Below are 12,367 nucleotides of genomic sequence, written 5' to 3'. Positions count from 1 at the left end.
GCTCGTCAGACCTTCGCGCCAAGTTCCGCCGACAGCCGGGCTGTGACCCCTTTGACCAGGGGAATCAGCTCGGCCATTTTTTCCAGCGGCATATACGGTACGGTGCTCGCGATGCTGATACCGGCGACGATACGCTTGCCGGCATCTCGGATCGGCGCCGCCACGCAACGAATCGACGGCTCGTTGTCTTCCAGATCGAAGGCATAACCGCCCGCTACATACTCCACCATCCGCTGCTGGAACTGCTCCCAGGATTGCTCTGGATGCTGGGGCCAGAACTGATTCTTCCCACCCGCCGGCAAGCTGATTTCATACAGCCTTTTCCATTGCTCCTGAGAATCATCGAGCATCAGCGCTTTACCGATCCCGGTACGCGCCAGCGGCATGCGATGGCCCACGCGCGAACGCATTTCCGGGCCATTGCGCCCCGGATTTTTCAACAGGTACAACACCTCGTCGCCCTCGCGAATCGCCAGGTGGACGGTGTCACCGGTAAGCGCCGACAACTCGTCCAGGTACGGCCCCGCCAGACTCACCAGCGGCAACTCTTCCCGGGCCTGAAAACCCAACTCGATCAGCTTCGGTCCCAACAGATAACCCACTTGCGGCACCACGCGCAGGTAGCGCTCATCCACCAGGCAACTGGCCAGGCGATGGGTGGTGCTGCGGGTAGTGCCGATCAACCGGGCGATTTCCTTCAGGTCACGGGCGCCGCTGGCGACTGCCTGGACCACACCCAGACCACGCAGCAGTGTCTGGGTGCCTGTGGGCGCCGCGTCCTTGGTGATTTTTGGATCGTCTTGCTGCATATCCGGCCTTCAACAGTGAGCGGGGAACGGGCGGCATTATGGTCGCCCGCCCCGTCGGACTACAACTCGATGCGCTCGACCTTCCCCACCAGCAGGATGTAGGACAGCGCGCCAATCAACGCCAGCACGGCGATGTAGGTGATGGCCGGGGCAAACGAATCGCCGCTGGCGAGGAAACCAATGACAATGGGCGTGGCGATGGCCGACAGGTTACCGATGAAATTGAACACCCCGCCCGTCAGCCCGAGCAGCCGCGCTGGCGCCAGGGTCGACACCAGCGACCAGGTGATCGACGCCAGGCCATTGCCGAAAAACGCCAGGGCCAGGAATGCAATCACCAGCGGTGTCGACTCGACGAAGTTGGCGCCGATGATCGCCGTAGAGATCAGCAGCCCGCCAATGATCGGCAGCTTGCGGGCGAACCCCACCGTGGAACCGCGACGGATCAGCCAGTCGGAGAAGAACCCGGAACACAACACACCGACGAACGCGGCGAGGAACGGCAGCGACGCCAACAGGCCGGACTTGATGAAGTCCATGCCGCGATATTTCACCAGGTAGGTCGGGAACCAGGTCAGAAAAAACCACAGCGTGGAATTCAAGCAGAACTGGCCCAGGTAAATGCCCCACAGCTTGCGCTGGGTCAGGACGATCCCCAGGTCCGCCCAACTGAACTTGGCCTTGGCTGTATCGGCCTGGATATCCACCAACCCGCCGCCTTCGCGGATCAGTTCGATCTCGGCGGCGTTGACCCCTTTGAAATCCCGCGGCTCGCGATACACCGCGTACCAGATCACCGCCCAGATGATGCCCACCGCACCCGTGGCGACAAACACCATGTGCCAACCGAAGGCGTGTTGCAGCCAGGCCAATACCGGTGTCAGGAAGGCCAGCCCGACGAACTGCCCCGAGGTGTAGAAACCAATGGCCGTGGCCCGCTCGCGCTCAGGAAACCAGGTGGTCACCACGCGGCTATTAATCGGGTAGGCCGGCGCTTCCAGAGCCCCCACCGCCATGCGCAGGACGAACAACGCGATGAAGCTGGCGGCAAAACCGAGCATCACCGTGGCCACTGACCACAGCAACAGGGCAACGCTATACAGAATACGCGGGGGCACCCGGTCCACCAGCCAGCCACCGGGGATCTGCATGGCCGCGTAGGTCCAGCCGAACGCCGAAAAAATCAGCCCGACGTGGATTGGATCGATGCCCAGCTCACTGGTCAGCGCGGGGGCGGCGATCGAGAGGTTGCTGCGGTCCAGGTAGTTGATCACCACGGTGATAAACAGCAGGACCATGATGAAAAAACGTTTGCGGCTGGGCGTCACCAACGACGCTTGCGCGCTCAGGGTGTGCGCTTGCATGTGAGTGCCTCTTTTTTATATTTGTCGAATACGGCAAGGATTGAACAAGTCCCTGTGGGAGCAAGCCTTGCTCCCACAGGGCCTTGCTCCCACAGAGCCCCTTGCTCCACAGAAGTCTTTTGCTCCTGAAAGGATTCCTATCAGAGTGATCAGGCGCAAATCACCACTCGGCAAAACTGCCATCGGCATGGCGCCAGATCGGGTTGCGCCAGCGGTGGCCGATGGCCGCGCGTTCGATAACGTAATCCTCGTTGATCTCGATGCCCAGGCCCGGGCCATTCGGGATTTTCACGAAGCCCTTGTCGTAGTCGAACACCTGCGGATCCTTGATGTAATCCAGCAGGTCGTTGCTCTCGTTGTAGTGGATGCCCAGGCTCTGCTCCTGGATGAAGGCGTTGTAGCAAACCGCATCCAGCTGCAGGCACGCCGCCAGGGCGATGGGGCCCAAGGGGCAGTGCAGCGCCAGTGCCACGTCGTAGGCTTCAGCCATGTTGGCGATCTTGCGGGTTTCGGTGATGCCGCCGGCGTGGGACGCATCCGGCTGGATGATGTCCACGTAGCCTTCGCTGAGTACACGCTTGAAGTCCCAACGGGAAAACAGCCGCTCGCCCAAGGCGATCGGGGTGCTGGTCAGCGGTGCCAGTTCTTTCAGGGCCTCGTAGTTCTCACTGAGTACCGGCTCTTCGATGAACATCAGTTTGTACGGATCAAGCTCCTTCATCAGCACCTTGGCCATCGGCTTGTGCACCCGACCGTGGAAGTCCACGCCGATGCCGACGTTCGGCCCGACTGCGTCCCGTACTGCCGCGACGTTGGCCAGGGCCAGGTCGACTTTTTCAAAGGTGTCGAGAAATTGCAGCTCTTCGGTGCCGTTCATCTTCACAGCGGTGAAACCCCGCGCCACGGCTTCTTTCGCCGCCCGGGCGGTGTCCGCCGGACGGTCGCCGCCGATCCACGAATACACGCGAATCTTGTCGCGCACCTGACCGCCGAGCAAATCGCTGACTGACACACCCAAGGCCTTGCCCTTGATGTCCCACAACGCCTGGTCGATACCGGCCAGGGCGCTCATGTGGATCGCGCCGCCACGGTAAAAGCCGCCGCGATAGAGCACGGTCCAGATGTCTTCGATGTTGCGTGGGTCTTTGCCGATCAGGTAGTCGGACAATTCCTCAACGGCCGCCGCCACCGTGTGGGCGCGGCCTTCGACCACGGGTTCACCCCAGCCGGTGACACCTTCGTCGGTTTCGACCTTGAGGAAGCACCAGCGCGGCGGAACGATGAACGTGGTCAGTTTGGTGATTTTCATCTTGTTGTCTCTCTTGTCAGATGCAGCGCACGGGGCGCTGGAAAAGTCTTCAGATCAAAGCATTCCATGCCTCGGCGTAGGCCTTGGCGCGCACCGCGACTTCGTCCGCCGTCAGGCCCGGCTTGAACAAGCCGGAACCCAGGCCGAATCCCTTGACACCGGCCTCGACGAACACCGCCATGTTGTCCGGCGTAATCCCGCCCACCGGCACCAGTACGGTCCCGGCCGGCAACACCGCGAGCCAGGCCTTGACCACCGCCGGGCCCATTTGCTCGGCCGGAAACATCTTCAACACATGAGCCCCTTCAGCCAGCGCAGCAAAGGCTTCGGTGGGCGTGGCGACGCCAGGCGACAGGTACAACCCCGCCGCTTTCGCTGCACGCAGTACCTTCGGATCGCTGTGGGGCATGACGATGACCTGGCCACCGGCGGCCTTCACTTGCTCGACCTGCTCCGGTGTTAACACCGTGCCAGCACCGATCAGGCAATCGGCGGGCAAGGTACTGCGCAGGATGCGGATACTTTCGTACGGTTCGGGGGAATTGAGCGGTACTTCAATGACGCGAAAGCCGGCGCTATAAAGGACTTCGCCGATAGCGGCGGCCTCTTCCGGACGCAGACCGCGCAAGATTGCGATCAGCCCGTTGTGCGCCAGTGCTTGTGTGAGCATGTCAGACCTCCAGTCAGGTTCAGGGGGCGGTGGAAGCAAGCAACCCAGCCGCCACGGCCAGTTGCCACAAACCACGTTCGGTGGCCTGTTCGGCCAGGGTCACCCGGGCAAAACCGCAGGCGTCGAGAGCCCGTTGATAACGGATACAGAGTTGGGAGTTGCCGATCAGCACGACCGTTGGCAGATGGATGCTGTCGCGCCGTCGGCGTTGCACGGTGGCCAGGGCCGTCAGTTCATGACCGATCAGAAGACCGGAAAGGTAATCCGCCTGGGCGCTGGCATTAAGCTCGCCAGTCAAGCCCAGACTGCGGGCACTGAACACGGTGGATAACGGGCCGATCTGGCCGTCCACCGACAACGCCACCTGCACACCACGATCAAAGGCCAGGCAATCGAACGCCGTGCCGCGTTGTTGGGTGCGGCCAAGAATGCTGTGGTCACTGAGCACGGCGAAGATCTCGCCGGTCATGAAAGTGTCGAAATGCACGATGCAGCCGTTGACGACCTCCACCCATTTCGAATGGCTGCCAGGCAGGCCGATCAGCACCGCTTCGTCCGGCAGGCTGTGCAAGGCGCCGAGCACCTGGGTTTCTTCGCCGCGCATGACATTGGGCAACCGCGAACGCTGGATCACCCCCGGTACGATGTGCACATCGACACCGCGAAGGCTGCGGATGGTTTGTAGGGAGTGTCCGAGATTGGCGACGTTGGCAGGCGTGTCGCAGTAAGGCACTTCGCGCCAGCCCTGGGCGCTGCCGACCATGCCGCAGGCGATCACAGGCAAGCCTGGCTGGGCGTCGAGCCAATCGCCGCACGCCTCGTCGAAGGCCAGTTCAAAACCGTCGACGCATACCTCGCCAGCCAGGCTGCGCGGCCCTGAGGGCAATTGCATGATCCCCGACGACAGCGAGCGCTGTTCGAGCACCTCGCCACCGGCGGCGAGTTTGTAAGCCCGTAATGAGGTGGTCCCCCAATCGAGCGCAATCAGTTGCGCCTGCATCCGTTTCACCTGTTTTGTTTTTTGGCAGTGAGTGCACGGACTATAAACCTGGGCGCAGCATAATCTCAATATATAAATGTCACTCCCATATATTGGGATATAAATATCAACTGCGAAGCCCAATCGCCATTTGCCCGCGAACCCTGCTACGTTCTCTGCCGGACGCCTTAGAACTCAGGGAAATGGTTATGGGACAACTGCTGAAAATCCTCGGTCGCACTTCCTCCATTAATGTCAGAAAAGTGCTGTGGACCTGCCAGGAACTGGAAATCGCCTACGAACGCGAGGACTGGGGCATCGGGTTTGCCTCGACCCATAAGCCCGAATTCCTGGCTCTCAACCCCAACGCCCAAGTACCGGTGATCATTGATGAGAACGGTGTGCTGTGGGAGTCCAACACCATTTGCCGCTACTTGGCGGGCAAGCATGGACGCAGCGATCTGCTGCCCCTCGAAGCGGCCGCCCGGGCGCGCGTTGAGCAGTGGATGGATTGGCAAGCGACCGAACTCAACCCGTCTTGGGGTTATCCGTTTTACGCGCTGGTGCGCAAGGATCCGGATTGCCAAGACCCACAACGCATCGCCGCCGGAGTCAAAGGCTGGAATGAAAAGATGGGATTGCTCGAGGATCAGTTGAACCGTACTGGCGCCTACGTGGCCGGTGCGGATTTTTCCCTCGCAGATGTACTCATCGGTCTGTCGGTGCATCGCTGGCGCCAGACGCCCATGGAACGCCCGAACTACCCAGCCGTGGCCGCTTATTGCAAACGACTCGAACAACGGCCGGGGTTTGCCGAGTACGCGGGCACCGCGTACTCATGAACCGCTCAGTTGCCTTGGGCGAAATCCCGTAGCACCTGGCCGTCCATCCGGTAGCGCACCCACTCTTCCTGGGGTTGCGCGCCGAGGGATTTGTAGAACTCGATCGCCGGCGTGTTCCAGTCCAGCACACTCCACTCGAAGCGACCGCAATCGTTGTCACAGGCAATTTTTGCCAGATGGCGCAGCAACGTCTTCCCCGCCCCGCCGCCGCGCTGGTCAGGCGTGATGTACAAGTCCTCGAGGTACAGGCAGTTGCTGCCCAGCCAGGTGGAGTAACTGAAGAAAAACACCGCATAACCGATGGGCACGCCATCACGCAGACAGATCAGCCCATGGGCGGTCGAGCCTTCGCTGAACAGGCTGCGCTGAATGTCCGCCACACTGGCGATGACTTCGTGACGGGCCTTTTCGTAATCGGCAAGTTCAGTGATGAAGGCAAGGATTTGAGGCGCATCGCTGGGTTGCGCAGGACGAATCTGGATCGACATGAACGGGCCTTGTAGCCAATTGAAAGCGCCATACTAAGCCGCTACGCTGCGCTCGTCACATCTCAAAGAAGAATTTTGAGTGACGGTTCCTGCAGTACCATTCGTCGCCTGCGAGGCACCAACCCGGATTCGGGACAGCCCAAAATCAGGCAAGCATTCTGAAAAAGGAGGCGACACCATGATCTCATCAAGGCTGACTGCATTCACATTCGCCACACTGCTGTCTTCGGCGGCTTTCGCAGCCACCACCGACGGCACCGGGCCGACCGATCCGGTACAGGCGCCCAATTCCCCCGCGACCGAAGGCATGCCCAAGTTGAACACCGACGGTACCGGCGGTGGCCTGAACAATGGTCAGCCTCCCGCCAACGGCACCGATCCGCGGGTGCAGGGCAATGATGCGGGTCGTCAGGGCGGCATGAATACACCGAACTCCAATGCCCCCGATAACGCCGAAACCGGCACGGGTTCGAAAACCACTACCGGCGGTTCGGGTTCCGAGGGTGGCGCCAGCCAGTAACCCCGGGGAGCGAGCGACGCACGCCTGGCGGGTGGCTCTGCTCACACACTTGAGGAGAGATTCCCATGCCTCGTGGAAGCAAAGACAAATACACAGCCGAACAAAAGCGCAAAGCCGAACACATTGAAGCAAGTTATGAGAAAAAGGGTTTATCCGAGGATAAGGCCGAGGCACGCGCCTGGGCGACGGTGAACAAGCAGTCTGGCGGTGGCGAACGGTCCGGTGGGTCGGGGAAGGCAAAACCGGCCGCAGAAAAGAAAACCGACCGCGAGGAGTCGGCCCGTCGCGCAGCCAAGACCCGCGAAGGTCATTCGCGCACCAGCAAGGCCTCCCTCACGACCCAGACTGTGGATAACCTGATGAAAGAGGCCCGGGCGAAGAATATTCCCGGACGTTCGAAGATGCGCAAGCAGGAATTGGTTGAAGCATTGCGCAAGGCCGGTTGATTGTCGGTGTCAGGGCCGACGCCTTCGCGAGCAAGCCCGCTCCCACAACGGTTCTTCGCGGTGCCGAGGTTCTGTGCCTGGCACAAAAAACTGTGGGAGCGGGCTTGCTCGCGAAAGCGGTAGGTCAGCTAAGAAAATGTTGAATGTGCCGACACCTTCGCGGACAAGCCCGCTCCCACATTGATATGTCCGGCACAAATCCTGTGGGAGCAAAGCTTGCTCGCGATTGCGGCCGGCCCGGTCGGCGTGAATTTCAGCGTTGTTTCATTCGGTCGATCACCACCGCCAGCAACAGGATCGAGCCACGGATAACGTACTGGTAGAAGGTGTCGATGTTCTTCAGGTTCATCGCGTTTTCAATAATCGCCAGAATCAGCACCCCGGCGATGACATGGCGAATCATGCCGATACCGCCGCTCAACGACACCCCGCCCAACACGCAAGCCGAGATCACGGTCAGTTCAAAGCCCTGGCCGATCATTGGCTGACCCGAGGTCATGCGCGAGGCCAGGATCACACCCGCCAGGGCACCGATCACACCATGAACGGCGAAGATGATGATCTTGGTCCGATCAACGTTTACCCCCGCCAACAACGCCGCCTCCTGGTTGCCACCGATGGCCATGGTGTTGCGCCCGTAGGTGGTGTAGTTCAATAACCAGCCGAAAAACAGAAAGCAGACAATGGTGATCAGGATCGGTACCGGCACGCCAAACATCTGGCCGTTACCGAACACGAAGAACGATTCCTGGGACACGCCCACCGCCTTGCCATTGGCAAAAATGTAGGCCAGGCCGCGGACGATCTGCATGGTCGCCAGCGTGGTGATCAACGCATTGACCCGCAGCTTGGCAATGACGATGCCGTTGATCAGCCCGACGATCAGCCCCATCACCAGCGCCGCGCTGACTCCCAGAAACACGCTGTTGGTGTCACGCATCACCACCGCCGCGACCACACCGGCACAGGCAATCACCGAGCCCACCGACAGGTCGAAGTGCCCGGAAGCCAGGCAATACAACATGGTGCAGGCCGCAATACCCGTGGTGGAAATCGCCAGGCCCAAGCCACGCATGTTCAGCGGCGAGAGGAAGTTATCGATCATCAGGGTGCAGAGCACGAAGATCGCCACAGCCGCCAGCAGCATGACCCAGTCGTCCAGGAAGCGCCGCAGGTCCAGGGGTTTGCGTGCCGTTGGCAGTGCATTGTTTTGAATGGTCATGATTTACCTCTCAGTTCGCCGCGTCGGCAACGCGTTGGCGTGGCAGCGCCAGTTGCAGCAGGTTGGATTCGTTGGCCTGGTCACGCGGCAGCTCGCCACGCATAACCCCTTCGCAGAGCACCAGGATTCGGTCGGATATGCCCATCACTTCCATCAGATCGCTGGACACCACAATCACCGCAATACCGTCGGCCGCCAGGTTGTGGATGATCTGATAAATCTCGGCCTTGGCGCCGATGTCGATACCGCGCGTAGGCTCGTCCAGCAGCAGGACTTTCATCGGCATCGACAGCCAGCGACCGAGAATCGCTTTCTGCTGATTGCCGCCAGACAGGTACATGATTTTCTGACCCGCCGATGGCGTCTTCACTTTCAGCGCCTTGATCTGCTTGTCGGCGTTACCCCGCTCCCAGTCGCCCCGCAATAGACAACCCAGGGTGGAATGGGCGCCGCGAGCGCTGATGTTGATGTTCTCGCCGACGCTGGCCAGGGGCATGATGCCTTCCTTCTTGCGATCCTCCGGGCAGAGCAATACGCCAGCGGCAATGGCATCCCGGGGCGAACGCAGTTTCAACTCCTGGTCATGCAGAACCAGGCGCCCGTCAGTCTGGCGTTCCAGCCCACTGAGCAGGCGCAGCAACTCGGTACGACCGGCGCCAACCAGCCCGAACAGGCCGAGGATTTCGCCTTTATGCACCTGGAAACTCACCGGCTCACGCAGGCCCGGGCCGAGTAGCCCCTCGACCTGCAACGCCACGTCGCCGCACTCGCGGGGGCGGTAATCGTAGATGTCCTGGATGTCGCGACCGACCATGCAGGTGACCAACTGATCGTGGGTCAACTCACTCATGTTCTCGAAGGTGCGCACGTAACGGCCGTCCTTGAACACCGTGACCGCGTTACAGATACGGAACACCTCTTCCATGCGGTGGCTGACATACAACACCACTTTGCCCTCGTCCCGCAGGCGGGTGATGATCGCCATCAAGCGGTCGATTTCCCGTGCCGAGAGGCTGCTGGTGGGTTCATCGAAGGCAATGACATGGGCACCACGGGACAAGGCCTTGGCGATTTCCACCAGTTGGCGCTGGCCGAGGGACAGGCGACCGACTTTTTCCTGGGGGTCGATTTCGTCGGCCAGGCCTTTGAGCAGCGCCAGCGCCTGCTGGCGCAGCTGCCCACGATTGACCAGGCCGAAACGGGCCGGCAAATGCCCCAGGAACAGATTTTCGGCAACGGTCATTTCCGGCACCAAGTGCAGCTCCTGATGGATCACCGCCACGCCGCTGGCAATGCTGTCGGCGGTGCCTTTGAAAGCCATCGTCTGCTCGCCAATCTGCAGGTCGCCGCTGCTGGGGATATAGGCACCGCCGAGGATCTTCAGCAACGTGGACTTGCCCGCGCCGTTCTCGCCCATCAAGGCATGGACCTGCCCCGGGTGAGCAACGAAACTGATATTGGCCAGCGCCTGCACGCCGGGGAAGGACTTGCCAATCCCGTTGAACCGCAGGCTGGCGCCAATGTTGTGTTGCTGTGTCGCTGTTTGCGCTTGCATAACCACCTCGAACTCACAGAGATCAAGCGACCCCGGCACTCGTCAGGCCAGGGCCGCTTTTGAATCAACCGACCGTCAGTTCCACAGGCCGATCTTCTCCAGCTCTTGCTTGAAGTTCTCCCGAGTGATCAGCGTCACCTCGTCCATGGCGGTGTACTTCGGTGGCTCTTTGCCGGTGGTGATCCACTCGTACATCATCTCGGCTGTCTTGTAGCCTTCGATGTGCGGGCTTGGCAGCATCGACCCGAAGAAACCACTGTCGGCTTTCTTCAACTCGCCGATGGCGTCGGTGCCGTTGATGCCGATCCCGATCACATTGGCCGCCTTGAACCCGGCGCTTTCGGTGGCGCGCACGCCGCCCAGCACCGTGTTGTCGTTCATGCCGCCGATGATCAGGTTCTTGGCCTCGCCAGGCAGTTTCACCAGGGCCGAGTTGGTGGCGTCCATGCTGCCGGGTACGTCGAGGGTCTTGAGCGCCGAATAGAGGATATGGTCTTCCGGCATGCCGGCTTTCTTCAAAGCATCGACCGAACCGTCGGTGCGTTTCTTGCCGGTATCCAGTTCGTTGTAGGTGTTGATCACGGCATAGGTGTCTTTCCATTCCCAACCGCGGTTTTTGGCTTCAGCGGCCATCGCTGCGCCCTGCTTCTGGCCTACTTCGAACGCGGCCATGCCCAGGTACGGCACGTCCTCCATGAACTTGCCGTTGGCGTCGACAAAACGGTCGTCCACGGCAATGACTTTCAAACCGTTGAGTTTGGCCTTGGCCACGATGGCCGGGCCGAGCGCCACGTCCGGTGGGCAGATAACAAACCCCTTGGCGCCGTTAGCGGCGAGGCTGTCGATGGCCGAGAGGGTCTTCTCGCCGTCGGGCACGGCGATCTTGATCACCGTGAAGCCCCTGTCCTTACCGGCCTTTTCGGCGAACGCCCATTCGGTCTGGAACCAGGGTTCCTCGGCCTGCTTGACCAGAAAACCGATCTTCACTTCTTCGGCCGCCAGCAAGCTGCTGCTGAGGCTGAGCGCAGTAACCGCCAGGGCGGCACGGCACAGGGAACGGATCCCACGACGATGATTCATAGCTGTCTCCTTGTTTTTTTTATTGAAAGCCAAAACGTCCAGGGCCCTGCTCCAACATCAGTGGAAAAACGCAGGCTGGGCGGTCAAACATGTAGCTGCACAGCATAGATCCAAATAGTCATATCGTATGATGATTGGATTACAGGCGAAGTTTCCGACTGAAATCCTGGAATATTCAGTCGTGGTACATGACCGAACGTCCACCATCAATGGTGATGCATGAGGCGTTAATGAAAGGTGCTTCATCGCTGGCCAGGAACACGGCCGTCATTGCCACTTCGATCGGCTGGCCGATGCGGCGTGGCGGGTGCAGATCCAGCGCACGCTGGCGTTCGGCATGTGGATCGGCGAAGCCGTTCCAGTAGTCGATATTCAATTGGGTTTCGATATAGCCCGGTGCAATGGCATTCACGCGCACACCTTTAGGCGCGTATTCGATACCCAATGCACGGGTCAGGCCGAGCAGACCGTGCTTGGCCACCGGGTAAGGGAAACATCCGGGAATGATGTGGGATGAATGGGTCGAAGCGATGTTGATGATGCTGCCCCCGCCCTGCTCGAGCATCTGCGGCAACACCGCCTTGCAGCCGTACCAGGCACCATCCAGGTCGATGGCGAAGCAGCGGCGCCAATCCTGCTCGGTCATTTCCAGCGGGTCACGAAATACGTTCACGCCCGCGCAGTTCACCAGAACGTCAATGCGACCGTGCAGCTCGACGGCACGACGGGCCATGGCATGCAGGTCCTGCTGGTTGGACACATCGGCTTTGAGTGCCTGCACATCCGCCCCGCGTTCACGCCAGAGGGCAGCGACTGTCTCAACCTTCTCGCCCTGGATGTCACTGATGACCAAACGGGCCTGCTGCGAGGCGAACGCGGCGACGATCGCCTCGCCAATGCCTTGAGCGGCACCGGTCAGCAGCACCACTTTGTTTTTCAGGCGTTCGCCTTTCGGTGGTTCGGGCATCGGTGACAAGGACAGGGTCTGGGCCATGACTCAAGACTCCTGTCCGTAAGCACGACGAAAACCGGACATCCAGAGATGACCGGCCGATAGGCTTTTGGAATCGCGTACGCCGCCAG

Annotated in this window: 13 protein-coding genes; 3 read left to right on the top strand and 10 right to left on the bottom strand. The window is 60.5% G+C overall.

Annotated features, from left to right (window positions below; translation table 11 throughout):
• Positions 1 to 5: 5 nt before the first annotated feature.
• From PSH57_RS08190 to PSH57_RS08170, 5 genes are all read right to left on the bottom strand, one after another.
• Complete coding sequence (locus PSH57_RS08190; protein WP_305388893.1) at positions 6 to 809, bottom strand: IclR family transcriptional regulator; 804 nt, start codon at positions 807 to 809, stop codon at positions 6 to 8.
• A gap of 59 nt (positions 810 to 868) precedes the next feature.
• Positions 869 to 2,173: an MFS transporter gene (locus tag PSH57_RS08185; protein ID WP_305388892.1), complete on the bottom strand. Its 1,305-nt coding sequence runs from the start codon at positions 2,171 to 2,173 to the stop codon at positions 869 to 871.
• Positions 2,174 to 2,333: 160 nt separating this feature from the next.
• On the bottom strand, positions 2,334 to 3,482 hold the full coding sequence (dgoD, locus tag PSH57_RS08180; RefSeq protein ID WP_305388890.1) for a galactonate dehydratase: 1,149 nt from the start codon (positions 3,480 to 3,482) through the stop codon (positions 2,334 to 2,336).
• 49 nt (positions 3,483 to 3,531) lie between these two features.
• Positions 3,532 to 4,152: a 2-dehydro-3-deoxy-6-phosphogalactonate aldolase gene (locus PSH57_RS08175; protein WP_305388889.1), complete on the bottom strand. Its 621-nt coding sequence runs from the start codon at positions 4,150 to 4,152 to the stop codon at positions 3,532 to 3,534.
• A gap of 19 nt (positions 4,153 to 4,171) precedes the next feature.
• On the bottom strand, positions 4,172 to 5,152 hold the full coding sequence (locus PSH57_RS08170; protein ID WP_305388887.1) for a 2-dehydro-3-deoxygalactonokinase: 981 nt from the start codon (positions 5,150 to 5,152) through the stop codon (positions 4,172 to 4,174).
• 188 nt (positions 5,153 to 5,340) lie between these two features.
• Between PSH57_RS08170 and PSH57_RS08165 the strand changes: the two genes are divergently transcribed.
• Positions 5,341 to 5,973: a glutathione S-transferase family protein gene (locus PSH57_RS08165; protein ID WP_305388886.1), complete on the top strand. Its 633-nt coding sequence runs from the start codon at positions 5,341 to 5,343 to the stop codon at positions 5,971 to 5,973.
• A 5-nt stretch (positions 5,974 to 5,978) separates the two neighbouring features.
• Here the strand turns inward: PSH57_RS08165 and PSH57_RS08160 are convergent, their stop codons facing one another.
• Positions 5,979 to 6,461, bottom strand: coding sequence for a GNAT family N-acetyltransferase (locus PSH57_RS08160; protein WP_305388884.1), 483 nt, complete (start codon positions 6,459 to 6,461; stop codon positions 5,979 to 5,981).
• Between the two features lie 178 nt (positions 6,462 to 6,639).
• Here PSH57_RS08160 and PSH57_RS08155 point away from each other — a divergent pair, with 178 nt between their 5' ends.
• Together PSH57_RS08155 and PSH57_RS08150 are read left to right on the top strand one after the other, a co-directional pair.
• Entirely contained in the window at positions 6,640 to 6,981 is a 342-nt protein-coding gene (locus tag PSH57_RS08155) for a hypothetical protein (RefSeq protein ID WP_256232864.1), read from the top strand.
• 65 nt (positions 6,982 to 7,046) lie between these two features.
• Positions 7,047 to 7,427, top strand: coding sequence for a Rho termination factor N-terminal domain-containing protein (locus tag PSH57_RS08150; protein ID WP_305388883.1), 381 nt, complete (start codon positions 7,047 to 7,049; stop codon positions 7,425 to 7,427).
• Between the two features lie 253 nt (positions 7,428 to 7,680).
• Here PSH57_RS08150 and araH read toward each other — a convergent pair whose 3' ends face one another.
• From araH to PSH57_RS08130, 4 genes are all read right to left on the bottom strand, one after another.
• On the bottom strand, positions 7,681 to 8,649 hold the full coding sequence (araH, locus tag PSH57_RS08145) for an L-arabinose ABC transporter permease AraH (RefSeq protein WP_076383836.1): 969 nt from the start codon (positions 8,647 to 8,649) through the stop codon (positions 7,681 to 7,683).
• A 10-nt stretch (positions 8,650 to 8,659) separates the two neighbouring features.
• Positions 8,660 to 10,204: an L-arabinose ABC transporter ATP-binding protein AraG gene (gene araG / locus PSH57_RS08140; protein ID WP_305388881.1), complete on the bottom strand. Its 1,545-nt coding sequence runs from the start codon at positions 10,202 to 10,204 to the stop codon at positions 8,660 to 8,662.
• A gap of 75 nt (positions 10,205 to 10,279) precedes the next feature.
• Positions 10,280 to 11,284: a substrate-binding domain-containing protein gene (locus PSH57_RS08135; RefSeq protein WP_305388880.1), complete on the bottom strand. Its 1,005-nt coding sequence runs from the start codon at positions 11,282 to 11,284 to the stop codon at positions 10,280 to 10,282.
• 175 nt (positions 11,285 to 11,459) lie between these two features.
• Positions 11,460 to 12,278: an SDR family oxidoreductase gene (locus PSH57_RS08130; protein WP_305388878.1), complete on the bottom strand. Its 819-nt coding sequence runs from the start codon at positions 12,276 to 12,278 to the stop codon at positions 11,460 to 11,462.
• Between the last annotated feature and the right edge of the window lie 89 nt (positions 12,279 to 12,367).

The organism is Pseudomonas hefeiensis, assembly GCF_030687835.1.
Taxonomy (GTDB): Bacteria; Pseudomonadota; Gammaproteobacteria; order Pseudomonadales; family Pseudomonadaceae; genus Aquipseudomonas; species Aquipseudomonas hefeiensis.
This window is presented reverse-complemented; position numbering and strand designations above follow the sequence as displayed.

Coding starts and splice junctions, on each gene's coding strand:
- PSH57_RS08150 (WP_305388883.1), top strand. CDS start 7,047: ATGCCTCGTGGAAGCAAAGACAAATACACAGCCGAACAAAAGCGCAAA.
- PSH57_RS08160 (WP_305388884.1), bottom strand. CDS start 6,461: ATGTCGATCCAGATTCGTCCTGCGCAACCCAGCGATGCGCCTCAAATC.
- PSH57_RS08185 (WP_305388892.1), bottom strand. CDS start 2,173: ATGCAAGCGCACACCCTGAGCGCGCAAGCGTCGTTGGTGACGCCCAGC.
- PSH57_RS08165 (WP_305388886.1), top strand. CDS start 5,341: ATGGGACAACTGCTGAAAATCCTCGGTCGCACTTCCTCCATTAATGTC.
- dgoD (WP_305388890.1), bottom strand. CDS start 3,482: ATGAAAATCACCAAACTGACCACGTTCATCGTTCCGCCGCGCTGGTGC.
- araH (WP_076383836.1), bottom strand. CDS start 8,649: ATGACCATTCAAAACAATGCACTGCCAACGGCACGCAAACCCCTGGAC.
- PSH57_RS08170 (WP_305388887.1), bottom strand. CDS start 5,152: ATGCAGGCGCAACTGATTGCGCTCGATTGGGGGACCACCTCATTACGG.
- PSH57_RS08175 (WP_305388889.1), bottom strand. CDS start 4,152: ATGCTCACACAAGCACTGGCGCACAACGGGCTGATCGCAATCTTGCGC.
- PSH57_RS08190 (WP_305388893.1), bottom strand. CDS start 809: ATGCAGCAAGACGATCCAAAAATCACCAAGGACGCGGCGCCCACAGGC.
- araG (WP_305388881.1), bottom strand. CDS start 10,204: ATGCAAGCGCAAACAGCGACACAGCAACACAACATTGGCGCCAGCCTG.
- PSH57_RS08135 (WP_305388880.1), bottom strand. CDS start 11,284: ATGAATCATCGTCGTGGGATCCGTTCCCTGTGCCGTGCCGCCCTGGCG.
- PSH57_RS08130 (WP_305388878.1), bottom strand. CDS start 12,278: ATGGCCCAGACCCTGTCCTTGTCACCGATGCCCGAACCACCGAAAGGC.
- PSH57_RS08155 (WP_256232864.1), top strand. CDS start 6,640: ATGATCTCATCAAGGCTGACTGCATTCACATTCGCCACACTGCTGTCT.